This is a genomic window from Enterococcus sp. DIV0574, from assembly GCF_051711125.1.
In the GTDB taxonomy this organism is placed as follows: domain Bacteria; phylum Bacillota; class Bacilli; order Lactobacillales; family Enterococcaceae; genus Enterococcus_D; species Enterococcus_D gallinarum.
Window position 1 is genome coordinate 1,960,408 of record NZ_JBIOMA010000001.1, and the last position, 23,666, is coordinate 1,984,073.

Genomic DNA, 23,666 nt, shown 5'->3' on the forward strand with positions numbered 1-23,666 from the left:
TCAATCACCCCTTCAATTCACCGATAAAGAGTCTCGTTTCTGGATATTTCATCGCGACAATCGTCAAAATCATCTGAAGTTCTGAAACATTTTCTTCATTGTCAGGATCAAAGATTTTACTATGTTTTCCAATACTGCCATTGTCGATCAATCGATAGATCCGGTTCCATTCCATAAATTGTTCGACATCTGTAAAGTGACTGAGGGGAAAACCGGAACCATCTAGAATTTCTGTTAAACGAAAAGCAATATAAGAACTGTCGATCACATATTCCCTTTCAGGATCAATTTGACTACTTTTCTGAAAATCAATGATTGCTTTTTCTGGACGATGATGCAGCAGCCACTCTAACAACAAGAAAAAGCCTTCCATCCGATAATTGTCCAAAAATAAGCGTTGGGACGCTTCCGATACTCGAAAAACCAGCGGAATCAAAAAAATCCGTTTATAAATCAGTAAAGGCGCACGATCTACCGTCACATTCAAGTAACGATTCAAATAGGTGGCTCCACGAAAGCCGCCCAAACGGTATCCCTCTACACCGTATTTTTTGTATTTGCGGCACAGTGCAGAACAATCAGAAACTGAGACAGATACTTCTGCTAATTTATCGTATCCGCTTAAAATCCGATCAAAAGGCTCTAAAACGATTTTTTCTTCCAACTCTGCCGCTCCCTTCTTGCTCATACTGCTAATTACTTAAATAATAACATAAAAAAAGCGATTAAACCAAAAGAAATACCCCTTTGTTTTTTGAAAACGATAAAAATGAAAGTAAAAAAACACCCCCGAAAGCACAGATAAACTTTCAAGGATGTCTTACTTTTATTCTTCTTCGCTGTCTGCTACATTATGATAAACGTTTTGGACATCTTCTAAGTCTTCTAGTGCATCGATCATTTTTTCAAATTTTTCAAGATCTTCTCCAGTCAAAGTGACTTCATTTTGAGGAATCATTTGCATCTCAGCAATTGAAAACTCAGTAATTCCTTTTTCTTTTAAAGCTTCTTGAATCACATGAAAATCACTAGGTTCTCCATGGACGATGATTTGACCATCTTCTTCAAGAACATCGCGCACGTCGATGTCTTTTTCCATCAAGTATTCTAAGATGTCATCTGCATCCGTACCAGAAAAACCAAATAATGCCGTATTATCAAACATGTAAGCAACCGCGCCAGAAACACCCATGTTTCCGCCATTTTTACCAAAAGCTGCTCGTACGTCTGCTGCTGTACGGTTAACATTATTCGTCAATGTATCGACGATAACCATTGAACCATTTGGTCCGAACCCTTCATAACGCAATTCGGAGTATTGTTCATCCCCTGAACCTTTTGCTTTCTCAATTGCTCGGTCAATGATGTGTTTTGGTACATTGTATGTTTTTGCACGTTCAATAACAAAGCGCAATTTTTGGTTCGCATGAGGATCAGGATCACCTGATTTTGCTGCCGCGTAGATTTCGATTCCAAATTTTGCATAAACTCGGCTATTGTTTGCATCCTTAGCAGTTTTCTTTGCTACGATATTTGCCCATTTACGACCCATAATTTCACTTCGCTTTCTTTATAATCAAAATTCCTTAATCATTATACTTGTGATTTCCTGTTCTGTGAAGTAATTTCAGTTCAATTCTTTAGAAAAATAGGGGAACGACCAAAATTTTGTTCTACAATCTGTGGTGATGCCAACTGATAGATTTGATCTACCCGTAAAGAATACCCAAAACGCTCGCTTTCCTTTTTGCCAAATTTAGAAATGAGCGGCAGGTCTGTCTTCTTTTTAACTTGCTTTAAATAAGTTTGACCTGCTGTTGTAAACCCCAAAATACGAATCCCGGTATTCTTTTGCGCTTGTTGGACTTCTTCACTGGTTGCTTGAAACAATAGATAACACATCAACCGCTGAAGTCTAGTTCTAGTATACCGTTTTGTTTTCAGAAGTGCCATAAATTCCGCAAAAGAAGTGGCGTGTAAACAATCTTTGATCCGATATTCTAATCCTTCGGTCACTTGATACCGGGTTCGCAATTGTTCAAGAGGGGTTGCGATAAGTTGGTACTGCAACAATGGCCAAAAAAACTCCCAATCAATCGTTTGGTCTAATAAATCATTTCTTACACTTTCAGGAACGTACCCTTTAATCTCTTGACCTGCCTTCACAGCTTTGCGAATAGCCGTCGCACTGGCAATCATCCCACCAGACAATTCTTGTGAGTGATAGGCCGCTTGTTTCCTTGAAATCGGCAACAGTTTCATTGGTGATGGATACTGACACGTTTCACGAGCATAGCGCATGCCCAATATGTGATTAGGCAAATGAGCCTCTGCCAAAAAGTCTGGATAGACTGCTGCAAAAGCCGCATGCATTTTTTGTGTATAGGTTTGGTTCTCAGAAGCATTCTCTTGAAAAAACTGGTCGATGACTTCTTGATTGTTTTGCTCAAAATGCGCAAATGCTTCATAATCAAACGGTTCGGGAGCGTCCGTTCCAAAACATAAAAAGGAGCAATCCAATGATTGCAGAATTCTAATTGCTCCTTTTGCAAAGAAATCAGCTGATTGAACTGACCAAGCCGGCGGTAATTCTACAATTAGATCCACGCCGTTTTCGAGTGCAGCTCGAGCACGCTGCCATTTGTCAACGATTGCCGGTTCTCCTCGCTGCAAAAAGTTGCCACTCATCACCGCCACAACAACATCCGCTCCAGATGCTTTTCTAGCTTGCTGGACATGAAATTCATGGCCATTATGAAAAGGATTATACTCTACAACAATACCGCATGCTTGCATTTCTCCACTCCTTTCTCCCATCAGCAAAAAAATTTAAGTTCTTTTTAATCTAAAAAAAACCGCAAACAATCAAAGCTTGCGGCAGACAAAGAACCAACGACGGCTCTTTTCATTTGGCGGACTATCAATAAAGTCTGCATACATTTCGATTTCAGAGAAGCCAGCATTTTCTAACATCCGCTGATAACTTTCAAGCGAATAGGTGCGTTCTCGGTGTAGTTCATCCATTCGTTGGAAAGTTCCATCCTCATTTTGCACAAAAAAAGTCAAAAAATGTTCAATGCTGTGAGGAACTTCTCCTTGGTAACTTTCCCAGAGAAAGGCAAACTCATCTGTTTGATAGTGGTAGCTGTAATCAGGGAATACTTCATCGATCTGGTACGTTGAGTGTACATCGAACATAAATACCCCGTCGTCACGCAAGCTGTTATAAACCCCATCGAAAACTTGTTGGACACTTTGTTCATCTTCCATATAACAGATTGAGTCAGAGTAACAAGTGATCGCTTCGTAGGTTCCCACATCTGTCAGATCCAGCATGTCCCCTTCTACCAATTGGATGGGCGTATCCTCTTGTTCCGCCCGCTGACTGGCGATCATCAACATTTCTTCTGAAAGGTCTAAGCCGGTTACATCAAAACCCGCTTTAGCGAATTCTACTGCTAATGCACCTGTTCCGCAGGCTAATTCCATGATTTGTTTTTTTTCACCTAAATGACGGCAAGAAAAATCCAGCCACTTTTGATAGAGACTGGAATCCATTACTTCGTCATAGACAAAAGCAAATGTTTCGTAGGCCATTATTAAGCCACGACCCATTCGTTCAGATCAACAAGCGGTGCATCTGACCATAATTTTTCTAAATTATAAAACGCACGTTCTGAAGCGTTGAAAACGTGAACGATGACATCACCAAGATCAATCAAGACCCATTTACCACCATCTTTTCCTTCAACACGGCGAACCTCCACTTGGTTTTCTTCTTCTTTGTCAAGAACTTCATCAATGATGGCATTGATTTGTCTTTCACTGTTTCCTGAACAAATCACAAAGTAATCGGCTAATAATGAAATTTCACGAACGTCTAATGCCATAATATCTTCGGCATGTTTTGAATCTGCTGCTTTAACAGCAATTTCTAAAATTCTCTGGCTATCTATGGTAATTCCCTCCTAATGGTTTGCGACCCAATGATTGTATGTTTCAATCGTCTTGGGATAAATTGGTGCTTCCTTTTCAATCAAATAAAGCAATGTATGTTTCGTTTCGTAAGCTACTGCAGCGTCAAGATCAATCATAGCTAATTCACGGGCTTCTTTCACACCAGGAAATGACCGACCAGGTTCGATATAATCGGCAACATAAATGATCTTATCCAACAAACTCATTTCTGCAGCACCAGTCGTATGGATACGAATGGCTTGTAGGATCTCTTCGTCATCGATGCCTAACTCTCGCTGAACAAAATCGGCTCCCACAATACCATGCCAAATAGCATTGCTCCAATTGAGCAATTCCAGATCAAAACCATCTCGCCGAATGACAAGCTGGAATTCTTCATCTGGACGCTCTTTGGCATAATCATGAGTCAGCGCAGCGATACTGGCTTTTTCTGGTGAAGCACCGAATTTTTCAGCCAATGCGACAGCCGTTTTTTCCACACCTAGTACATGCTGAAATCGTTTTTGGCTCATATGCATTTGTACTTCCTGCATCAATAATTCGCGTTCAGCAGGCGTATACTGTTGGCTATTCATCCAGATACAGCCCCTTTTCTTGAATATAGTTTAACACATTTTCCGGCAATAAGTAGCGAATCGAGCATCCTTGTTGCACTTTCTTACGAATTATTGTGGAGCTGATATCCATCAAAGGCACATCGATCCAAATGATCGGATAGGGTGTTTCAACGGGATAACTAGGACGACGAACTCCGACGAAGGTGACCAACTCCATCAATTCATCAATCCGATGCCACTTCGGCAAGTATTGTACCATGTCGCCGCCAATAATAAAGTAATAACTTGTATCAGGGTTCTTTTCAGTCAGTTCCTTCATTGTATCAAAAGTATAGCTTTTCCCTTTGCGTTTCAATTCAATGTCTTCAATCGCAAATCGGGGATTATCCGCAATCGCTAACTGTAACATTGCCAGTCGGTGAGCAGCCGGGATCGTCTTTTTTTCATCGACATGCGGCGGAAGATACTCAGGCATAAAATAGACTTTATCCAAGCCCAAAGCTTGCCCAACTTCTTCACCCATGACCAAGTGGGTATAGTGAACGGGGTTGAAATTCCCCCCCAGTATGCCCACTTGTTTTTTAGGCGCTTGATAAGCCGCTTCTGTTGTATATAAGGTCTGAACTTTGCCAAACGAATTTCCTTGCATGTCAAATCACTCCTATAATGAACGTACGTTTACAGAGATTTTTTGATATTTTTCTTTTGTAGATGGTTTGAATAACACAATCACGCGTCCAATGATTTGAACAACCTCGCATTGAATCGCTTCACTGATTGCTGCAGCAGCGTCCTCCGCCACTTCGTCGGTATTTTGCAATAAAGATACCTTGATCAATTCTCTTTTTTCTAGCGCTTCTTCGATTTGATTGATCATTGCCTCATTCAACCCGCCTTTGCCAATCTGAAAAATCGGTGTTAAATGATGCGCTTCACTGCGTAAAAACCGCTTTTGTTTTCCTCGTAATTCCATGTTCTGCCTTCTTCCTTTAAATTAATGCTTTCCGTTTGATCACATCAACGCCTTTGGGTGCCCAACCAGCAACAACTCCTGGTTTTGTGACTGTGATCCATCCTAAACCTGCAAAAACAATATCTGTTTTTTCTTTGATCGAAAATTCAAAGCGAACTAACTCCGGAAAATCAGCTAACTCATCAGGACGAGGCGGTTGTAAAAGACCACCAACATGTTTTTGATAAAAGGCATCAGCTTTTTCTAACTTCGTGCGATGCAGCACCACATCATTTGCTACATAAGCAATGAATGAGCTGCGCTCTCCTTGAATAAAGTCAAAACGTGCCACTCCTCCGAAAAAGAGTGTTTGGCCAGCATTCAATTGGTAGCTTTTCGGTTTGATTTCCTTATTCGGCGCCACGATTTTTAAATCTTTCTTTCCAAGGTAATGAGCCATCTGATGTCGGTGGATGATCCCTGGAGTGTCGATCAAAAAGTGACCGTCGTCGAGAGGAATTTCGATTTTATCAAGGGTTGTCCCTGGAAAACGAGAAGTAGTAATCAATTCTTGGACTCCAGCCGTCTGTTTGATGATTTGATTGATCAATGTCGACTTACCAACATTCGTAACACCTACCACATAGACATCTCGACCTTCTCGATAATGATCGATCGCCTGTAACAATTCAGTCATTTCGGCGGCTTTTTTTGCACTTGTCAATAAAACATCGATTGGACGCAGCCCTGCTTCATGGGCACGCTCTCTCATCCATTGGGTCATTTTTGATTTCTTCAATGACTTTGGCAAGATATCCACTTTATTGCCCACTAGCAACACAGGATTGTCTCCCACAAAACGATGAAGTCCTGGAATCAACGAACCGTTAAAATCAAAGATATCCACTACATTTACGATTAATGCATCTTTTTGACCGAGTTCGTTCAGTAAACGCAGAAAATCATCGTCTGTCAGCGAGACATCTTGGATTTCATTGTAATGTCGCAAGCGGAAACAGCGTTGGCAATAGACTTCTCCGGTTTCTAACCCTTTCTCTAATGCAGAGAGCGGTGTATAACCAAGCTCTGTTGGATTTTCTGTCTGGATCAGCGCGCCACAGCCAATACAATGAATCATTTCTTCATTCATTATCAAATTCCACCTCGCCATTTCATTTCTGGATTGTGTTTCAATAAATACTTCATAATTCTTCGCTCCAGCAAACGGTTGAATTGTGTTTTCCATGAATCCGTATTAATGATCGGCTTCACTAAGATACTACGGACCCCTGCTCGATTAGCACCTTGAATGTCGGTCATGATTTGGTCACCGATCATCACAACATCTTCTTTTTGCAAGCCGAGTTGGCGGTATCCTTGCTTGATGCCACGAGAAAAAGGTTTCAATGCTCGATGGACGTATTGCAAACCAAAGGGCGCCACTGCCCGTGCGACCCGTTCACTATTATTGTTTGAAACGACAATCACCGGGATTCCCGCATTCTTCATTTCTAACAACCAATTTTTTAGCTCTTCACTACCGTCAGGATCATTCCAAGCAATCAGGGTATTATCAAGGTCAGTTAGAACAGCTTTGACGCCTTGCTTCTTAAGTTGATGGGGAGTGATCTGATAGATGGCATCGACCATCCAAGTCGGTTTAAATTTTGAAAACATAGATTCTCCTTGATTCTTTTATTCATGTGACAAAAATAGTCAATTTGTTGACACGTCTAGATAAAAACAGCTTGTCAGCTGACAAGTCGTCAATCAGTCCCCACAGGGTCACTGATGATTATTTAAAGGCATCCTACTTATAATGCTACTTTCAACCTGTAATTATACAATAGAATCGTGTGAAATACTAGACTGAGCTACAACTCTCAGCAACAGATTTTCATCTAGTTGAAAAAAGCAACGGATCATCCACTGCTATTTTCTTTAAAAAATAAAAAAGCCGAACGATCAGAGGAGTGAGCAATCAATGCAGATTACTTCTGCAGCTTCCTTCCTCAAGAATCGTTCAGACAATTCATTGTTTTTCATCTTGACCGATATGAACGCACATCACACTAACCAACTTCATGGTCTAAAAAAGATCATAAGACTTTTGCCAGAAAATCGATTGTCCGCGGATTTTGCGGTGCATCAAATATTTGAGCAGGAGTCCCCTCTTCCATAATGACCCCTTGGTCCATGAAAAGAACGCGGTCGCCAACCTCTTTGGCAAATCCCATTTCATGGGTAACGATCACCATCGTCATCCCTTCTTGAGCCAAACGCTGCATGACACTCAATACCTCACCGACCATTTCCGGGTCTAACGCCGATGTCGGTTCGTCAAACAACATCACTTCTGGCTGCATCGCCAATGCGCGAGCAATAGCGATCCGTTGCATTTGTCCTCCGGATAAGCTTTGGGGATAAGCTTTTGCTTTATCCGGCAACCCTACGTCAGTCAACAGTTTCTCTCCGATTTTCCGAGCGTCTTCTTTAGACATTTTTTTTACTTTGATTGGCGACAATGTAATATTATCCATTACTGTCAGATTGGGGAAGAGGTTAAAGTTTTGAAAAACCATGCCTAATTTTTCCCGCATTTGATAAATATCATTTTTTTTGTCAGTAATGTCCGTCCCTTTAAAGTAAATATTGCCGCTTGTTGGTTCTTCTAACAAATTCAAGCAGCGTAAAAAAGTACTCTTTCCCGATCCGGAAGGTCCAATTACAACAACGACCTCACCTTTTTTGATTTCAGTATTGATACCTTTAAGCACCTGATTTGTTCCAAATGTTTTGTGTAAATTCTTTACTTTGATCATTGTATCCATCTTTTTTCCTCCTATCGCCGGTAACCTTTGCCGAGTTTTTTCTCCCATAGATTCAACAAGCGGGAGGTGGTAAACGTTAAAATAAAGTAAATTACAGCGGCAACATATAAAGGAGTTAATGGCTGATACGAACTTGTCACAACAATTTGTGCGCTATTCATCAATTCGTAGATACCGATAGTAGATAACAAAGAAGAGTCTTTGATCAAAACAATGAACTCGTTACCTAGAGGAGGCAAGATATTACGCAAAGCTTGAGGTAAAATAACATACCGCATCGCTTGTGCAGGACGCAATCCTAGCGAACCAGCTGCTTCTGATTGACCAAAATCGACTGCATTGATACCACCACGAACGATTTCAGCAACGTAAGCCCCTGAGTTCAATGAAAGGGCGATAATCCCTGGAAATAGTCGTCCAAAGTCAAGATTCAACACACCAAACGAAATCGTCGGCAGTGAGAACAGCCCCTGCAACAACCCAAATGCAATCAATATCTGAACCAGCATCGGTGTTCCCCGTAACACTTCGATATACGTATTAGCGATCCAGCGTAATGGTTTTACTTTTGATAACTTCATCAATGCAAAGGTGATTCCGAGGATGGTGCCTAGGATCACTGTAATAATGGAGATGACAATCGTAATCAATACCCCTGAGATAAAGTAAGGATAATAAGTCGACAAGAAGGAAAAATCCATAAATTTACTACTCCGATCTATTCAGCCGCATTTTCGTTGGCTAAGTCTGTATTCTTTTGAACGTATTCATTAATTGTCCCTTTATCATTCAATTCTTTCAAAATACGGTTCAATTCATCTTTTAATTCTGTGCTGCCTTTTGGTAGAGCGATAGCATAAGAATCATCTGGTGAAGCTTCCAAAGCAATGTCAGCCACTGCCAAATCATCATTTTGAGCAACATATGAGTCTGCAACGGCACTTTCAAGTACTAGCCCATCGATCGATCCTTGTTTCAATTCATTGATCAAGTTAGGCACTTTCGCAATCGAAACCAATTGTGAGTCAGCTAATTGGTTTTGAACCACAGCCTCTTGGATCGATCCTTTTTGGGCGCCTACCTTCTTTCCTGAAAAGTCATCGATTGCAGACAATGCATCCGTATTGTCCTTTTTGATCACGATTTTTTGTTCAGGTGTAAAGTAGTTGTCAGTAAAATCAAATGTTTGTTTTCTTTCATCAGTTGCTGAGATCCCAGAAACCGCAATATCCGCTTTTCCTTGGCTCAATGCAGTTAGAACAGCATTGAACTCCAAATCCATTACATTGACTTTGACGCCTAATTCTTTGGCGATTTCATTTACCAGATCAATGTCCGCGCCGACGATTTGGTCTTTGCCATCAATCAAAGCATGGAACTCAAAAGGTGCAAAATCAGCTGATGTCGCTACATTTAATACACCAGCAGACTTGATAGCTTCTAGCTGATTTTGATCTCCTTTTTTTGACGAATCAGTGCTTGATGATCCACCATTCCCACATGCAGCTAAAGTTAATAAAGCAGCAACTGTTATAAATCCACTCATCAATTTCTTCATTTGTTTTCTCCCCTTATAAAATAAATAATTATGCATATATTCCCATCTTTATTCAGAATATATACATAATACCACAATGTTATTGAATTTCAAACAACTATCTGCTGATGTTTATTATATTAGAGAAATTTCACAAGGACAAATAAAAAAGCTTGAAATCAATGACGGATCAAAAATCGACATTGATATCAAACTTATGATTAAAATTTGCGAAAACGCTGATAGCGCTCAGCAAGGAGTTGGTCTATATTCTTTTGTGCGAGAGCAGCGATCTTTTTGGTGATTGCCGATCGCATTTCCGCGATCACTGTCTCTTTCGACAACAGTTCACCGTCGATGGTCTCGGGAATCACTTTTTCGATCACTCCAAGCTTGTGCAACTCTTGCGCTGTTATTTTCATGAGTCCGGCAGCTTCTTTCGCACGGCTTCCATCTTTCCAGAGGATCGATGCAAAGCCTTCCGGGGATAAAATCGCATAGATAGAATGTTCCATCATCCATACTTCATCCCCTAAAGCCAATGCCAAAGCTCCACCACTGCCGCCTTCGCCAATAATGATTGCCAAGATTGGTACTTTTAAATCTGACATTTCTAAGAGATTGCGCGCAATCGCTTCTCCTTCGCCACGCTCTTCAGCGCCGACGCCGCAATAGGCACCTGCTGTATTGATCAATGTGATAACAGGCCGTTGAAATTTCTCCGCTTGTTTCATTAGCCGCAACGCTTTTCGGTAACCTTCTGGATGAGGAGCACCAAAATTTCGTCGAAGGTTCTCTGGCAGGTTCCGCCCTTTTTGGATACCGATCACTGTCACAGGTTTCCCATCTAAGGTAGCGACCCCGCCCACAACAGCTTCATCATCGGCATAGAGACGATCCCCATGGAATTCCTGAAAATCGCTAAAAACATGTTCAAAGTAATCAAGTGCCGTCAAACGATCTTTGCTGCGGGCTAACTCAACGATCTCATGTGCCGCTTCAATCATTTGTCATCCACCCCTTTGTCGTATGCAATTTAAGCAATTGGGAAATTCGTTCCCTTAATTGTGTCCGTGGAACGATTTGATCGACAAAACCATGTTCCAACAAGAACTCTGCTTTTTGGAAGTCTTCTGGCAGTTCTTGTCGAATCGTTTGTTCGATCACTCGTCTCCCCGCAAACCCAATCAATGCCTGCGGTTCAGCGAGAATCACATCTCCTTCCATTGCAAAACTTGCTGTTACGCCTCCGGTAGTTGGATCTGTCAAGACTGTCAAATAAAATAAACCGGCTTCACTATGACGCTTCACTGCTGCAGAGATCTTAGCCATCTGCATCAATGAAAAAATCCCTTCTTGCATCCGTGCACCACCAGAAGCAGTGAATAATACAACGGGTAAGTTCTTCGCAAGCGCTCGCTCAAACAATCGAGTGATTTTTTCACCTACGACAGTTCCCATACTTCCCATAATAAAGTTGGAATCCATGATTCCTATTGCCACAGGTTGCTGATTGATTGTCGCTTCTCCAGTTAACACGGCTTCATGAAGACCAGTTTTTTCCTGTACGGAAGCTATTTTTTCGAGATAATCAGGAAAGTTGAGAGGATCTTCTGTTTTCACATCTGTATCCCATTCTTCCAAGCTTTTTTCGTCGATCGTTAATGCGATTCTTTCCCAGGCACTGATACGGAAATTATAGCCACAATGAGGACAGACTTTTTCTGCGCCCATTTCTTTTGTATATAAGGTCCGTTTACAGCTGGGACATTTCGCCCAAAGATTGTCGGGCACTGTTGGTTCATTGGCAGGTGCCTGGCCGCGATTAGGATTGATGCGAATGTAATTCTTCTTTTTAAATAAAGCCATTCTCTTCCCTCCTATTGTTCAGGCGTCCAGTTTGGCAAGAATTCCTCTTGTAAAAAGGCTGTGTTGTAGTCTCCGGCAATCACTTTTGGATGACCGATCAGATCCATTTGGAATTCTGCATTCGTCACTACACCCTCAGTCACTAATTCAGCCAAAGCTCGCTGCATTTTCATCAATGCTTCAAATCGATTTTCTCCATGAACGATGACCTTTGCAATCATCGAATCATAGTAAGGAGGAATCGTATATCCAGAGTACATGGCACTATCCACACGAACGCCCAGACCTCCTCCAGGTAAAAATAAATTATGAATTTTTCCAGGGGAAGGAGCAAAATTAAAGGCTGGATTTTCCGCATTGATACGACACTCGATGGCAGCACCTTGCATTTTGACATCTTCTTGTTTGATATCCAGCGATTCACCGCTAGCAATCTCAATTTGTTTTTTTACGAGATCGATATTGGTCACCATTTCTGTGATCGGATGTTCCACCTGGATGCGAGTATTCATTTCCATAAAATAGAATTCGCCAGCTTCATCCATCAGAAATTCGATTGTACCAGCATTGCGATAGTCAACAGCCTGAGCGGCGCGAACTGCTGCAGCTCCTAGTTCTTGACGTTTACTAGCTGATATTACGACCGATGGCGATTCTTCCAAAACTTTTTGATTGTTCCGTTGTAAAGAACAATCCCGCTCGCCCAAGTGAATGATATTCCCAAAAGAATCTCCTAAAACTTGGACTTCGATATGTCTTGCGGGATACACGATTTTCTCAATATACATTTCATCATTACCAAAAGCGGCTTTTGCTTCTTGCTGAGCGGAAGAAAAATGCTGCGGCAATTCTTCTTTTGTCAATACTTTACGTATGCCTTTACCACCACCGCCTGCTGCTGCTTTAAGCATCACTGGATAGCCAATTTCTTCAGCGATCGTCAATGCTTCTTTCACATCAGAAATCGCTCCTTGACTGCCGGGGATCACTGGCACTTGTGCTTCGATCATCAACCGTCGGGCATTGATTTTGTTCCCCATTGCATCGATTGTTTCACTCTTAGGACCAATAAAGACAATATTGCATTCTTCACACATAGATGCAAAACGGCTATTTTCTGATAAGAAACCAAATCCGGGATGGATGGCTTCAGCTTTGGTAACGATCGCGGCGCTTAATATTTGTTGCACATTCAAATAAGAGTCTGCTGCTTTCGCCGGGCCAATACAAATGGCTTCATCGGCAAGTTCTGCATGTAACGCTTCTTTATCTGCTTCTGAATAAACTGCGACCGTTTGGATCCCAAGTTCGCGGCAAGCACGTATAATGCGAACAGCGATCTCACCACGGTTAGCTATCAATACTTTAGAAAACATTTTTCACCTATCCAATCATGAAGGTAAGTTCTGCTTCTGCAACTTTTTTGCCATCAACATAGGCAATCCCTTTGCCGATTCCTGCTGCAGATTTTACCTTGAGTATTTCTACTTCTAAGATCAATGTATCTCCTGGTGTTACTTTTTTGCGGAATTTTGCTTTATCAAGTCCGCCGAAATAAGCGGTTTTACCTCGAAAATCCGGTAAAGACAAGAGTGCAACTGCCCCCGCTTGGGCCATTGCTTCAACGATCAATACACCAGGCATGACTGGTTCATGAGGAAAATGGCCTTGAAAAAAAGGTTCGTTGATGGTCACGTTCTTCTTTGCTACCACCCGTTTTCCTTCTTCTAGTTCTTCAATGCGATCCACTAAGAGCATAGGATAGCGATGGGGAATGATTTCTTTGATTTCTTGAATTGACATAACTGACATAGCTTACCCTTCTTTCACACGGAATAATGGTTGATCGTATTCAACGATCTGCTCATTTTCAACTAAGATTTCAACTAATTCGCCATCAACATCGCTAACAATTTCATTCATTACTTTCATTGCTTCAACGATACAAAGGACATCCCCTTTTTTGACAGAATCGCCGATTTGTTTGAATTGGCTTTGTTCAGGACTAGGTTTTAAGTAAACCACACCCACTAAAGGTGAAACGATCTCCGTTCCCGCTATAATTGGCTCTGAACTAACCTCGACGGTTCCAGCAGCTGTTGGTTGTACGCTTGGTACTGGTGTAGCTGCAGGGATGCTTTCAACTTTGACATCTGAACTCTCGGATGATACTTGACGGCTACTGAACGAATTTTTATTAAAATAAAGTTCGATGTTTTCTTTTTTGAGCTGCAATTCAGTCAAAGAGGACTGATCAAATTGGGAAAGCAGATCCTTGATTTCATTTGTTTCCAATTAAGCTTCCTCCCAACGTTTCAATAAGATGACTGCATTGTGTCCGCCAAAACCTAGTGAGTTACTCATTGCATACGTAATTTCTGCTGGCTGGCTTTGGTTTTTCACAATATTTAAGTCGATTTCAGGATCTTGTTCACGAACATTGATGGTCGGTGGAATAAATTGATGCTGCAATGCTAAAAGCGAGGCAATTGCTTCGATTCCTCCTGCTGCCCCCAATAGATGTCCTGTCATAGATTTTGTACTGCTGACGTAAGGTTTGCGATAGTCGTCCCCTAAACCATATTGGATCGATGTAGCTTCAGCTACATCATTAGCTGGTGTGCTTGTTCCGTGAGCATTGATATAGCCAACTTCGGCTGGAGTGATCGCTGCTTCAGACATCGCGAGTTTCATTGCTTTTCCAGCACCTGAACCGTCAGGATTCGGTGCAGTCATATGGTAGGCATCACAATTGGCACCATAGCCAACAACTTCCCCGAGAATCTTCGCTCCGCGCTTTTGGGCATGTTCAAATGATTCTAGAATCAAAACCCCAGCACCTTCTCCCATCACAAACCCGCTGCGGTTTTTGTCAAATGGTGTGGATGCTTTGTCTGGATCAGATTCCGTTGTTAATGCCGTTAAAGAAGCAAAACCAGCGATACCAATCTCACAAATCGTTGATTCAGATCCGCCAGCAATCATCACGTCTGCATAACCATGTTTGATATTGCGGAAAGCTTCACCAATCGAATGAGTTCCGGATGCACAAGCAGAGACCGTAGTTGTACAAATGCCTTTTGCCCCCACACGCAATGCAATGTTTCCTGCCACCATGTTGACGATCGACATGGGCACAAACATTGGAGACACACGATTTGCACCTTTTTCATGCATTCGAATCACTTGGTCTTGAATAGTTGGCAAACCTCCAATACCTGATCCGACCATGACACCGAATCGATCGGCATCTAACGCTTCAGAATTCAAACCCGCCATTTTCATTGCTTCAAGGGCAGCATAGATCCCATAAATCGAAAAAAGATCCATCCGTTTCGTATCTTTTTTGACAAAGTATTTTTCTAGTGGAAACTCTTTGACTTCAGCTGCTACTGAAATCCCTGTTCCACTGGCGTCAAATTTGGTGATGGGGCCAATCCCATTGGTTCCATTTTGCAAACTAGCTAAAAATGTTTCTGGATCATTCCCAATTGGGGAAGTCACACCGTATCCTGTAATAACTACTCGATTCATAAGTATCTCCTTTCTATCCTTGCATGGCCATTCCGCCATCTACGCTGACTACTTGACCTGTGATATAAGCGCTTTGGGCCAAAAAAACCGCAGCTTTTGCGACATCTTCTACAGCACCAAATCGCTGCAACGGAATATTATTGATCGATTGTTCTTTTACCTTATCAGAAAGAACTGCGGTCATCTCCGTTTCAATAAATCCTGGTGCGATCGCATTACAGGTAATGCCTCTAGCCGCTCCTTCGCGGGCAACTGATTTGGTAAAACCAATCACGCCAGCTTTACTTGCTGCATAATTTGCTTGACCAATGTTGCCAGTCAATCCTACGACACTAGTCAAATTAATGATGCGTCCTTCGCGTAGTTTCATCATCTTTTTGAGAGCTACTTGCGTCATGTTGAAGGTTCCAGTCAAATTGATCTTCAATACACTTTCAAATTCTTCTGGTTTCATGCGCAACAATAACTTGTCATTGGTGATTCCTGCGTTGTTGACTAAAATGTGGATCGGTCCTAATTCCGCTTCCGCTTGTGCAAGCATCGAAACAGCTTGATCGTATTCGGATATATCACCGTTGACTGCGATGCATTTCACACCAAAACGGGTAATCGTCTCTATAAGAGTTTGAGGTATCTCTTTCCGCCCATTCAATACGATATTGGCTCCTTCTTTGGCAAATGCTTCTGCAATGCCAAAGCCAATCCCTCTTGAACTACCAGTAATAAAGACATTTTTATTTGTCAGTTCCATAAATTCCTCCTAATCAAACCTTGAAAGTGTGTCAAAAAGTGTTTGAGCATCTTCCACTCTCGAAGCAGCAATGGTTTTATCGATTTTTTTCAAAAAACCGGTCAATACTTTTCCGGGACCGATCTCGATCATCTGCTCAATTCCCATTTGTTTCAACTGCTCGATGCTTTCATAAAAACGCACAGGTGATTTGACTTGCTTCTCTAATAATTCTTTGACTTGTTCTTGTTTCATCGGTTTCGCAGTCGTGTTGCTGATCACCGGCACCTGTAAATCTTTGATTTCAATTTTCGCCAGCTCTTGAGCAAGTTGTTTAGAAGCAGGTTCTAAAAGTTTCGTATGGAAAGGGCCGCTGACATTTAATGGAATCATTCGTTTGGCTCCCGCCGCTTGCAATAACTGAACGGCTTGGTCAACCGCAGCTACTTCCCCACCGATGACAATTTGCTGCGGCGTATTGTAATTAGCTGGCGAAACGATCCCTACTTGGCTAGCTTCTTTACAAATCGCCTCAATGGTTTCAGCCGGAGTATTCATCACAGCGACCATTTTACCCACACCCTGCGGTGCGGCATTTGCCATAAACTTGCCGCGTTTTTGCACGAGGGCTACAGCAGTTTGAAAGTCTAATGCGCCGCTTGCTACTAATGCGGAATATTCACCTAAGCTCAAACCAGCCAAAGCATCGGCCTGGAGACCTTTTTCTTTTAACAAACGCCAAAAAGCCACACTGACGGTTAAAATGGCTGGCTGCGTATATTCAGTTTGATTCAAACGGTCATTTTCAGTAAAACATAGTTCAGTCATATCATAGCCGAGCATCTCACTTGCTTCCGCAAAGGTTTGTTGAACACTTGATTCTTGCTGATATAACTCCTGACCCATTCCTACATATTGGGCTCCTTGACCGCTGAATAAAAATGCTGTTTTCATTTTAAACTCCTTTTTTGAACTGAAAGATTTTGGAGAAAATGGCATCTTCACTCGCAGATCACAGCGAATGAAACACACTCTTTCTATTACAAGGAAAGGCTAGGCTGTTTGCCTAGCCTCGTTTTTTATGCTTGTTGTTTTTCAACGTATTTAACTAGATCTTCGACAGTTTTGATGCCGTCTTCAGTTTCGATTTTTACATCGAATTCATCTTCGATCTCGTTAATGATTTGGAAAAGGTCTAAGCTGTCTGCTTCAAGATCCTCTTGAATGTTTGTGTTTAATTTGATTTCTTCTTTTTCTTTTCCTAATTCTTCTGCTACGATTTCTTGAATTTTTTCGAATACCATGTGTATATTCCTCCAATGTGTTTTCTTCAATATTGATTGTGAACAGGCTATAAAGCTGCCAGCATGGTCCCCCATGCTAATCCGCCGCCGAAACCTGAGAACACCACTTTTTGTCCGCTGCCTAAAGACAGCGTGCCGCGTTTCACTTCTTCATCTAACAAAATCGGAATTGAAGCGGCTGAAGTATTGCCATAAAATTGCATATTTTGCAAAAACTTATGTCGCGGGACCTTTAATTTCCGAGCCACTTTATCTAAGATTCGGGAATTGGCCTGATGCAACAAGTAATAATCTACCGATTCATGCTCACTGATTGCATGAATGGATTGAACGACATCGCGTGTCGCAAAATCAAAAATTTCACGACCAACCATCTGCATACAAGCACTGTATTGGGTTGACGAACTTCCGTAAGGATTCTTATTTTCAACAAAACCTGATGTCAGAGAGAGTCCTCTGGTTCCATCAGACTGCAGCGATTCCTTCAAGAGATGCTGATGGTTGGTTGCTTCTAAAAGCACCCCGCCTGCCCCGTCTCCAAATAAAACTGCGGTTGAACGATCTTCCCAATCCAAGACCTTTGACAGCACTTCACCGCCAATGACGAGCCCTTTTTTAGAACCGGTCCGAATCAATTTTTCTGCTAAAGACAATGCATAAACAAATCCGGCACAAGCTGCGCTGATATCAAAAGCAAAAGCTTGATGGGCGCCAATATTCCCTTGAACTTGGCAAGCAACTGCCGGTGTATTGAAATCCGGAGTGATGGTCGCTACTAGGATAAAGTCCAATTCATCTGGAGCAAGTCCCCTTGATGCCAAAAGTTTCGTAGCAACATTCGTACATAAATCGGAAGTATTTTCTCCATTACTAATTCGACGTTCTTTGATTCCTGTACGTGAAAAAATCCAGTCATCTGATGTATCCATAATTTCTGAAAGTTGCTGATTCGTCACGATTTGTTCAGGAACATAGCTTGCTGTTGCGGTAATCTTTCCAAACATATTCATCCGTTACACTCACTTATAATCTTGTAAAAAGTCATGCAGATTTTTTAAGGCTTTAAGTAAAGCTTGCTCTTCATCCGTAGACATCTGGCTTAGAACGCCTTTGACCATCTCACGGTGAAAATGTTGATGTACCCGATAAAGCAATTTGCCTTTTTTTGTCAACGCAAGTTTGACTACGCGTCGATCGTCTTCACTGCGAATGCGTTCTACATATTCTTTTTTAACCAAACGATTGATTGCAATGGTGAGGGTCCCAACAGTAATAGAAAGCTCTTTAGCGACTTCTGAAGTTGTTTTCTTCTTGTACATGCCGATTGCTTCAATCGTATGCATTTCTGTGATTGAAAGATCTTTAAATTGTGATTTCTTTAATTCTGATTCTTCGATCACGAGAATGTCATTGAAGACACTGACTAAATAGTCGTTGACCGTTTCTAAATTTGGTTCCATATCTTTCACCATCCGAATAGTTTGATAATCAAATCATTTGATAGTCAAACTATAAAGTAACTTTTAGAGAATTGCAAGAAAATTTTTTGATTTTTATTTTTTTTAAGCGCATTTTTATTTTCAGTACGCTTTTCTAACCTTCACAAGTTTTTAAGTTGACAATTACCAGAGAATCGAGTAGTTAAAAATTATTTTGATTATCAAAGATTTCTTCCATCATTTCACGAAAATGATTATCGTGTCAGAACATCACTTGTTCTGCACCTTAAATTTTGGTATCGTTGCAGTGTAGAAATGAGGTGATGGACATCAACGCACGGATCGAATACTTAAAGCAAAAAGCAAATGCGTTACCCCAAAAACCTGGGATTTATTTAATGAAAGATTCTCATGGCGGAATTCTGTATGTTGGAAAAGCTAAGCAATTGAAACAACGAGTTTCTTCTTATTTTCGCAAAAATACACAGCATACAAACAAGATTCTGCGTTTAGTTCACAATGTCGTAGATTTCGAAACAATTTTCGTAGACACAGAACTCGATGCGCTATTGTTAGAATGTCAGTTGATTCAGCAACATCGTCCCATTTATAACCGTCAAATGACCAACTTTCTTAATTACCAATACATCCGCTTTGATGCAGGAAACATTGTTCGAACAAATGAGGCAGCAGAGGATGCAATAGGACCTTTTCGCCGATCCAAGCAATTGCCGGAAATCATTGAGATATTGACAGAAACGTATCAATTACCTTCTGTCAATCCTTATAAACTTCTCTCGTTGTCCAAACAGTTGCCGTTGATGCAAACTATTCCTTTGGAAGAAAAACTGAATGAGCTGAAACTTTTCTTTCGTGCAGAAAGCAAGACAATATTTCGTTATCTCGACCAACGATTGCATTATTTTGCGGAACAGTTACTTTTTGAACAGGCAGATCAACTACTGTACCAAAAAAAATTGCTTCAATCCTTTTATCGAGAAATTCTCGAGGTGAATACTCTGATCGCTCTCCCAGAAGTTCGCTTTGAGATTCCTCTTGAAACCTCTCTTGAAGCTTCTCTTGCTGCCGATTCATCACAAGTAAAAGTCTATCAACTCTCTTTTGGACAAATCATTCATAGCGAAGTTGTATCAACCTCTGATGCTTATGTTCCAGCACCTTTAACAACAGCTAAACGATTGCTGCCAACAGACCTTGACCCTCTACATATAATTTTGCGCCAGTTAAGACAATTAAATTTTGTGCTCTCAAATACCTAAACGCTCAAATGATTGCAACAAAAAACCAGCGCTCCTTAAAGAGGAACGCTGGCAATGCGTATGGCATTTTTCATCTGAACGCTGATACGTTTATTGGATCAAATCATAAATTTCCATGGCTACAATATCAATATTATCAAATTGATAAGGCTGACTTGACTCTGCTTCCGTTAACTCAAACGTTTCTGTGGTGTTATCGTAGGTCACTGTGCATTTTTCTACGCCTTCTTTTTCGAAACGGCGAACTTGAACCTCGTTGTCTTGCGCTTCGACCATCGCTTCTAAACGTTTGATGATAGCGACTAATTGCGAACTTTTCATTCGTAAGCCTCCTTTTTCTGTCCGTTATATTGTATCAAATCATATTCTATCTTGCATTGATTTTTTACAATTTATTTTGTCATTTTAAGATTTTTTTCCATCTTGCCACCAAAGCTTAATCAGGGCTTGAGTCCCATCACTTTCATAGCCAGCTTCCGCTAAGCGATCGTACATTTTTTTTGCCAAAGCCGTACTTGGCAAATCCAGTCCCATTTTCGCTGCTTCATCAAGTGCGATACCTAAATCTTTGATAAAATGTTTGACAAAAAAACCAGGTGAAAAATCTTCTTTCAAAATACGGGGGCTGTAGTTGGCCAATGACCAGTTTGCGGCGCTGCCACCAGATAATGTCTCAATGACTTGCGGAAGTTCTAAACCTGCTTTATCGGCATAGACGAGCATCTCAGTCATTCCAGTCATGGTGCCAGCAATCATGATCTGATTAGCCATTTTTGTGTGCTGGCCTTTGCCGGCAGAGCCATGAAGATGACACGTTTTTCCGACAATCTCAAATAGTGGTTCAACTTTTTGATAGGCTTCCTCGTCACCACCCGCCATTATCGTCAACGTTCCATTTTTTGCTCCAAGGTCACCACCAGAAACTGGCGCATCAATACTTGCCGCACCTTGCTCTTTTGCCGTTTGATAGATTTGTTCTGCTAATTTTGGCGTACTAGTTGTAAAGTCAACTAAATATTTTGCCGCGACATCGGTTTGAAAAATCCCCTTTTCTCCATAGTAAACTTCCTCAACGTCTGCAGGATAGCCGACCATTGTGAAAACAACTTCACTTTCAGCAGCAACTATTTCAGGCGTATCACACCAAACCGCTCCCTTAGCGACTAATTCGTCTGTTTTGCTTTTTGTACGATTAAACACATTTACATGATGTCCGCTTGCTAAAAAGTGACCGACCATTGATTGGCCCATGACACCCGTTCCAATAAAACCTAGCTTCATAGTCATACCTCCAAAAATAAAAAAATTCACGTCTTTAGTATACGCTAAAAACGTGAACTTGACTGCAATAATGTTTAATCAATTGTTCGTTTAAATGATTTCAATTTGACTTTGAATTTTTTCAATGTTTCTTCGGTTTCCTTGTCTAGGCGTTCTGTCTCATAGTAAGCAATCATATCATGGTAAAAAGAAAGCATCGATTCACCAAAGTGTGCCGCAGAGATTTCATACATTTTTCGTGCTAAGACACTTTCATCCCTAGGAATCTGCTGTTGATAATAATGAATAAATGCAGAAGCAAAATCTTGATCGGTGTCAAAGGTCACACCAAGAGATGGATCATCGATCAATGTATTTAAATAATCATTGCCTTCAACGACTAAAGGCGTACCTGCTGCCATTGCTTCTGTATACGTCAGTCCTTGTGTCTCTGAAGTAGAAGCACTGACGAAGAAATCTGCTGCATGATAATAGATGGCGACTTCATCATTTGCAACCTCTCCAACAAAATGAACATGGTCAGACAAGTTCATTTCTTGAACTTTTTCTTCCAATTTTTCTTTGTAAGGCCCTTTGCCCACGATCACTAATTTGGCTGAAGGAATTTCTGCTAGAATATCAGGCAGTCCATCAACGATCGCTTGGATATTTTTCTCATAAGAAATACGACTCAATGATAATAACATCGGCTGGTCTTCTTCAATCGCCAATTCTTGACGCAAGGCTCGTTTCATTTCCAGAGTGATATCCGGACGGCGAAATTTCTCTACCTCAATACCAGTGGGAATGATGCGCATCGGCGACACAACGCCATAACTGCGTAGTGTATCGATGACCCGTTCACTCGGGCAGACAACCCCAGTAGAATGATTGGCAAACAGACGAGAGAAATACTTTACGTGTGTAGGTCGCAAAACTTTTCCTTTCGCAATATAATGCAGATAATCTTCATACATTGTATGATAGGTATGAATCACAGGAATCTGTAGTTTTCGACCCACCATTTTTCCCAGTAGTCCCGCACCAAATTCAGTATGGGTATGAATCAGTTCTAGTTCCAACTCTTTCGCAATCAAATAGGCATACCACATGCCCCGCACCACGATTCTACGGTCTTTGAAAGACACGAAAGGCACACTAGGCATACGAATGATATCTTCCTCATCCATTTCTGCATTTGGATCTGTAGTCGTAAAGATATAGACCTTATGGCCCTTCTTTTCCAACTCTTCTTTTAATGTTTTGATCGATGTCGCTACACCGCTCACTTGCGGAAAATATGTGTCTGTAAAAAATCCGATTTTCACAACGGTACCTCCAAACTTGCCGTCAATCAACGGGTTTTTCTTCTAAAACGCTTTGATAAACTTTCTTTAACTCTTTTCCAATTTCTTCAATACTCCGTTCTGCAGCTGCTTGATAGCCGGCAGCTGACAGATCTGGTACACGACCATCTACGATGTTAGCAATTTGTTCAACGAACTCATCAACTGTCCGTCCCATATAAGAATTGTGATTCTCTTGCAACCAACCATGGTAAACAGGAATGTCACGCACTAGAACTTTCTGCTTACTAGCAAGCGCCTCTAACACAACGATCCCTTCTGTTTCTTCATAGGAAGGAAAGAAAAACAGATCTGCTCCAGAATAGGCCCCCTCAATGACATCTCCTTTGATATAGCCAGGAAAAATAACATTTTCAGGATGGTTTTCTTTCACGAGATCTCGAACCGCTTTAGGGATCGTATACATAGGTGTATGTCCAAACCAAATAAAAGTATACTCTGGCATGCGGCGAGCAATCTCAACAAAATCGACAATTCCTTTTCTCTCAAAATACAAGCCAACAGAAATAATCACTTTTTGATCCGCCGACAATTGGAAATAGTCGCGAAAAGCCTGTTCTTTTTTTGGTTCCGGACGATATTTGTCCAAATCAATCCCATTAGAGATCGCACAGATCGGTACCTTGATGCCATACCCTTCCAAAAGTTCTTTTGCGTAGGGCGTTGGGGTTATCAATTGATCGGCTCGGGAATATAAATTGATCAAATATTTTTTGTATAATGGCGATAACTGGTTTGAGCCGATAAATGAATTTCGAAAATCTTCTTCAGTCGAATGCGCATGGTAAATTACCTTTTTGCCTTGTTTCCTTGCTTTATTGATTTGATTCAACGAATTGATACCATACGTATTAATATGAAGTATATCATAATCCTCAGCTTGTTTGTCTAATGTATATTCAACACCGATACTGCTCAGTGCACGTTGCTGATGCGCAAGTGCTCTGCCGATACCAGATTTCTCTAAAAGCTTTTCACTTTCAAAATAGAGAAGTACTTTCAAACGAGATTCCTCCTTCTAAACTGTT

29 protein-coding genes are annotated in these 23,666 nt (G+C 41.2%); 1 reads left to right on the top strand and 28 read right to left on the bottom strand.

All coding sequences use genetic code 11. The features are described 5' to 3' along the window. Positions 1-4 precede the first annotated feature (4 nt). From IGJ45_RS09490 to fabT, 24 genes are all read right to left on the bottom strand, one after another. The gene (locus IGJ45_RS09490) at positions 5-664 is read right to left on the bottom strand and encodes a hypothetical protein (protein WP_349703886.1); all 660 of its coding nucleotides are present in this window, start codon (positions 662-664) and stop codon (positions 5-7) included. A gap of 162 nt (positions 665-826) precedes the next feature. After that, positions 827-1,552: a YebC/PmpR family DNA-binding transcriptional regulator gene (locus tag IGJ45_RS09495; protein WP_003126366.1), complete on the bottom strand. Its 726-nt coding sequence runs from the start codon at positions 1,550-1,552 to the stop codon at positions 827-829. A gap of 80 nt (positions 1,553-1,632) precedes the next feature. Continuing rightward, complete coding sequence (locus IGJ45_RS09500) at positions 1,633-2,796, bottom strand: nucleotidyltransferase (RefSeq protein ID WP_156247440.1); 1,164 nt, start codon at positions 2,794-2,796, stop codon at positions 1,633-1,635. A gap of 69 nt (positions 2,797-2,865) precedes the next feature. Next, positions 2,866-3,597 carry a class I SAM-dependent DNA methyltransferase gene (locus IGJ45_RS09505; protein ID WP_021149847.1) on the bottom strand — a complete coding sequence of 244 codons (732 nt, stop codon included), beginning with the start codon at positions 3,595-3,597 and terminating at the stop codon, positions 2,866-2,868. Between the two features lie 2 nt (positions 3,598-3,599). Then, entirely contained in the window at positions 3,600-3,941 is a 342-nt protein-coding gene (rsfS, locus tag IGJ45_RS09510) for a ribosome silencing factor (RefSeq protein ID WP_071870132.1), read from the bottom strand. Positions 3,942-3,968: 27 nt separating this feature from the next. After that, a complete protein-coding gene (yqeK, locus tag IGJ45_RS09515) occupies positions 3,969-4,553 on the bottom strand; it encodes a bis(5'-nucleosyl)-tetraphosphatase (symmetrical) YqeK (protein WP_003126361.1) in 585 nt (194 codons plus the stop codon). After that, positions 4,546-5,184 carry a nicotinate-nucleotide adenylyltransferase gene (locus IGJ45_RS09520; RefSeq protein ID WP_003126360.1) on the bottom strand — a complete coding sequence of 213 codons (639 nt, stop codon included), beginning with the start codon at positions 5,182-5,184 and terminating at the stop codon, positions 4,546-4,548. Before IGJ45_RS09520 ends, yqeK begins: the two co-directional genes overlap by 8 nt. A gap of 12 nt (positions 5,185-5,196) precedes the next feature. Beyond that, complete coding sequence (gene yhbY, locus IGJ45_RS09525; protein WP_060813376.1) at positions 5,197-5,508, bottom strand: ribosome assembly RNA-binding protein YhbY; 312 nt, start codon at positions 5,506-5,508, stop codon at positions 5,197-5,199. 16 nt (positions 5,509-5,524) lie between these two features. Continuing rightward, positions 5,525-6,637 (bottom strand): ribosome biogenesis GTPase YqeH, encoded by a 1,113-nt coding sequence (yqeH, locus tag IGJ45_RS09530; protein ID WP_003126358.1) that lies wholly within the window; start codon positions 6,635-6,637, stop codon positions 5,525-5,527. Between the two features lie 2 nt (positions 6,638-6,639). After that, positions 6,640-7,164, bottom strand: coding sequence for a YqeG family HAD IIIA-type phosphatase (locus tag IGJ45_RS09535; protein WP_349703740.1), 525 nt, complete (start codon positions 7,162-7,164; stop codon positions 6,640-6,642). 422 nt (positions 7,165-7,586) lie between these two features. After that, on the bottom strand, positions 7,587-8,318 hold the full coding sequence (locus IGJ45_RS09540) for an amino acid ABC transporter ATP-binding protein (protein ID WP_003126356.1): 732 nt from the start codon (positions 8,316-8,318) through the stop codon (positions 7,587-7,589). 11 nt (positions 8,319-8,329) lie between these two features. Beyond that, positions 8,330-9,019 (bottom strand): amino acid ABC transporter permease, encoded by a 690-nt coding sequence (locus tag IGJ45_RS09545; protein ID WP_005471270.1) that lies wholly within the window; start codon positions 9,017-9,019, stop codon positions 8,330-8,332. 17 nt (positions 9,020-9,036) lie between these two features. Beyond that, the gene (locus IGJ45_RS09550) at positions 9,037-9,876 is read right to left on the bottom strand and encodes a transporter substrate-binding domain-containing protein (protein WP_005471269.1); all 840 of its coding nucleotides are present in this window, start codon (positions 9,874-9,876) and stop codon (positions 9,037-9,039) included. Positions 9,877-10,076: 200 nt separating this feature from the next. Then, positions 10,077-10,862, bottom strand: coding sequence for an acetyl-CoA carboxylase carboxyl transferase subunit alpha (locus IGJ45_RS09555; RefSeq protein WP_113849604.1), 786 nt, complete (start codon positions 10,860-10,862; stop codon positions 10,077-10,079). After that, positions 10,855-11,724 carry an acetyl-CoA carboxylase, carboxyltransferase subunit beta gene (gene accD / locus IGJ45_RS09560; protein WP_081132187.1) on the bottom strand — a complete coding sequence of 290 codons (870 nt, stop codon included), beginning with the start codon at positions 11,722-11,724 and terminating at the stop codon, positions 10,855-10,857. The genes IGJ45_RS09555 and accD overlap by 8 nt, the downstream gene beginning before the upstream one ends. 11 nt (positions 11,725-11,735) lie before the next feature. Next, positions 11,736-13,100: an acetyl-CoA carboxylase biotin carboxylase subunit gene (locus IGJ45_RS09565; RefSeq protein ID WP_113849603.1), complete on the bottom strand. Its 1,365-nt coding sequence runs from the start codon at positions 13,098-13,100 to the stop codon at positions 11,736-11,738. A 7-nt stretch (positions 13,101-13,107) separates the two neighbouring features. After that, on the bottom strand, positions 13,108-13,527 hold the full coding sequence (gene fabZ / locus IGJ45_RS09570; RefSeq protein WP_029486743.1) for a 3-hydroxyacyl-ACP dehydratase FabZ: 420 nt from the start codon (positions 13,525-13,527) through the stop codon (positions 13,108-13,110). A gap of 12 nt (positions 13,528-13,539) precedes the next feature. Beyond that, the gene (gene accB / locus IGJ45_RS09575; protein ID WP_113849602.1) at positions 13,540-14,019 is read right to left on the bottom strand and encodes an acetyl-CoA carboxylase biotin carboxyl carrier protein; all 480 of its coding nucleotides are present in this window, start codon (positions 14,017-14,019) and stop codon (positions 13,540-13,542) included. Continuing rightward, a complete protein-coding gene (fabF, locus tag IGJ45_RS09580) occupies positions 14,020-15,258 on the bottom strand; it encodes a beta-ketoacyl-ACP synthase II (RefSeq protein WP_003126348.1) in 1,239 nt (412 codons plus the stop codon). A gap of 13 nt (positions 15,259-15,271) precedes the next feature. Beyond that, complete coding sequence (gene fabG / locus IGJ45_RS09585) at positions 15,272-16,009, bottom strand: 3-oxoacyl-[acyl-carrier-protein] reductase (protein ID WP_003126347.1); 738 nt, start codon at positions 16,007-16,009, stop codon at positions 15,272-15,274. 9 nt (positions 16,010-16,018) lie between these two features. Further along, complete coding sequence (gene fabD, locus IGJ45_RS09590; RefSeq protein WP_081132182.1) at positions 16,019-16,942, bottom strand: ACP S-malonyltransferase; 924 nt, start codon at positions 16,940-16,942, stop codon at positions 16,019-16,021. Positions 16,943-17,067: 125 nt separating this feature from the next. Further along, entirely contained in the window at positions 17,068-17,292 is a 225-nt protein-coding gene (locus tag IGJ45_RS09595; protein ID WP_003126345.1) for an acyl carrier protein, read from the bottom strand. A gap of 47 nt (positions 17,293-17,339) precedes the next feature. After that, positions 17,340-18,302, bottom strand: coding sequence for a beta-ketoacyl-ACP synthase III (locus IGJ45_RS09600; protein ID WP_029486739.1), 963 nt, complete (start codon positions 18,300-18,302; stop codon positions 17,340-17,342). A gap of 9 nt (positions 18,303-18,311) precedes the next feature. Next, positions 18,312-18,752 (bottom strand): fatty acid biosynthesis transcriptional regulator FabT, encoded by a 441-nt coding sequence (gene fabT, locus IGJ45_RS09605; RefSeq protein ID WP_005471259.1) that lies wholly within the window; start codon positions 18,750-18,752, stop codon positions 18,312-18,314. 302 nt (positions 18,753-19,054) lie between these two features. Between fabT and IGJ45_RS09610 the strand changes: the two genes are divergently transcribed. Next, on the top strand, positions 19,055-20,011 hold the full coding sequence (locus tag IGJ45_RS09610; protein WP_349703741.1) for a GIY-YIG nuclease family protein: 957 nt from the start codon (positions 19,055-19,057) through the stop codon (positions 20,009-20,011). Between the two features lie 90 nt (positions 20,012-20,101). Here IGJ45_RS09610 and IGJ45_RS09615 read toward each other — a convergent pair whose 3' ends face one another. The 4 genes from IGJ45_RS09615 to IGJ45_RS09630 form a co-directional block, all read right to left on the bottom strand. Next, complete coding sequence (locus tag IGJ45_RS09615; RefSeq protein ID WP_003126341.1) at positions 20,102-20,332, bottom strand: YkuJ family protein; 231 nt, start codon at positions 20,330-20,332, stop codon at positions 20,102-20,104. An 84-nt stretch (positions 20,333-20,416) separates the two neighbouring features. Beyond that, positions 20,417-21,292, bottom strand: coding sequence for an NAD(P)-dependent oxidoreductase (locus IGJ45_RS09620; protein WP_349703742.1), 876 nt, complete (start codon positions 21,290-21,292; stop codon positions 20,417-20,419). 74 nt (positions 21,293-21,366) lie between these two features. After that, positions 21,367-22,599, bottom strand: a complete 1,233-nt coding sequence (locus tag IGJ45_RS09625; RefSeq protein ID WP_021149858.1) for a glycosyltransferase family 4 protein — start codon at positions 22,597-22,599, stop codon at positions 21,367-21,369. A gap of 22 nt (positions 22,600-22,621) precedes the next feature. Next, positions 22,622-23,641, bottom strand: a complete 1,020-nt coding sequence (locus IGJ45_RS09630) for a glycosyltransferase (RefSeq protein ID WP_349703743.1) — start codon at positions 23,639-23,641, stop codon at positions 22,622-22,624. Between the last annotated feature and the right edge of the window lie 25 nt (positions 23,642-23,666).

Excerpts from the sequence above, each read along its gene's own strand:
- IGJ45_RS09495 (WP_003126366.1), bottom strand. The coding sequence starts at position 1,552 with ATGGGTCGTAAATGGGCAAATATCGTAGCAAAGAAAACTGCTAAGGAT.
- IGJ45_RS09500 (WP_156247440.1), bottom strand. The coding sequence starts at position 2,796 with ATGCAAGCATGCGGTATTGTTGTAGAGTATAATCCTTTTCATAATGGC.
- IGJ45_RS09505 (WP_021149847.1), bottom strand. The coding sequence starts at position 3,597 with ATGGCCTACGAAACATTTGCTTTTGTCTATGACGAAGTAATGGATTCC.
- yqeK (WP_003126361.1), bottom strand. The coding sequence starts at position 4,553 with ATGAATAGCCAACAGTATACGCCTGCTGAACGCGAATTATTGATGCAG.
- IGJ45_RS09520 (WP_003126360.1), bottom strand. The coding sequence starts at position 5,184 with ATGCAAGGAAATTCGTTTGGCAAAGTTCAGACCTTATATACAACAGAA.
- yhbY (WP_060813376.1), bottom strand. The coding sequence starts at position 5,508 with ATGGAATTACGAGGAAAACAAAAGCGGTTTTTACGCAGTGAAGCGCAT.
- yqeH (WP_003126358.1), bottom strand. The coding sequence starts at position 6,637 with ATGAATGAAGAAATGATTCATTGTATTGGCTGTGGCGCGCTGATCCAG.
- IGJ45_RS09535 (WP_349703740.1), bottom strand. The coding sequence starts at position 7,164 with ATGTTTTCAAAATTTAAACCGACTTGGATGGTCGATGCCATCTATCAG.
- IGJ45_RS09540 (WP_003126356.1), bottom strand. The coding sequence starts at position 8,318 with ATGGATACAATGATCAAAGTAAAGAATTTACACAAAACATTTGGAACA.
- IGJ45_RS09545 (WP_005471270.1), bottom strand. The coding sequence starts at position 9,019 with ATGGATTTTTCCTTCTTGTCGACTTATTATCCTTACTTTATCTCAGGG.
- IGJ45_RS09550 (WP_005471269.1), bottom strand. The coding sequence starts at position 9,876 with ATGAAGAAATTGATGAGTGGATTTATAACAGTTGCTGCTTTATTAACT.
- IGJ45_RS09555 (WP_113849604.1), bottom strand. The coding sequence starts at position 10,862 with ATGATTGAAGCGGCACATGAGATCGTTGAGTTAGCCCGCAGCAAAGAT.
- accD (WP_081132187.1), bottom strand. The coding sequence starts at position 11,724 with ATGGCTTTATTTAAAAAGAAGAATTACATTCGCATCAATCCTAATCGC.
- IGJ45_RS09565 (WP_113849603.1), bottom strand. The coding sequence starts at position 13,100 with ATGTTTTCTAAAGTATTGATAGCTAACCGTGGTGAGATCGCTGTTCGC.
- fabZ (WP_029486743.1), bottom strand. The coding sequence starts at position 13,527 with ATGTCAATTCAAGAAATCAAAGAAATCATTCCCCATCGCTATCCTATG.
- fabF (WP_003126348.1), bottom strand. The coding sequence starts at position 15,258 with ATGAATCGAGTAGTTATTACAGGATACGGTGTGACTTCCCCAATTGGG.
- fabG (WP_003126347.1), bottom strand. The coding sequence starts at position 16,009 with ATGGAACTGACAAATAAAAATGTCTTTATTACTGGTAGTTCAAGAGGG.
- fabD (WP_081132182.1), bottom strand. The coding sequence starts at position 16,942 with ATGAAAACAGCATTTTTATTCAGCGGTCAAGGAGCCCAATATGTAGGA.
- IGJ45_RS09595 (WP_003126345.1), bottom strand. The coding sequence starts at position 17,292 with ATGGTATTCGAAAAAATTCAAGAAATCGTAGCAGAAGAATTAGGAAAA.
- IGJ45_RS09600 (WP_029486739.1), bottom strand. The coding sequence starts at position 18,302 with ATGAATATGTTTGGAAAGATTACCGCAACAGCAAGCTATGTTCCTGAA.
- fabT (WP_005471259.1), bottom strand. The coding sequence starts at position 18,752 with ATGGAACCAAATTTAGAAACGGTCAACGACTATTTAGTCAGTGTCTTC.
- IGJ45_RS09610 (WP_349703741.1), top strand. The coding sequence starts at position 19,055 with ATGGACATCAACGCACGGATCGAATACTTAAAGCAAAAAGCAAATGCG.
- IGJ45_RS09615 (WP_003126341.1), bottom strand. The coding sequence starts at position 20,332 with ATGAAAAGTTCGCAATTAGTCGCTATCATCAAACGTTTAGAAGCGATG.
- IGJ45_RS09620 (WP_349703742.1), bottom strand. The coding sequence starts at position 21,292 with ATGAAGCTAGGTTTTATTGGAACGGGTGTCATGGGCCAATCAATGGTC.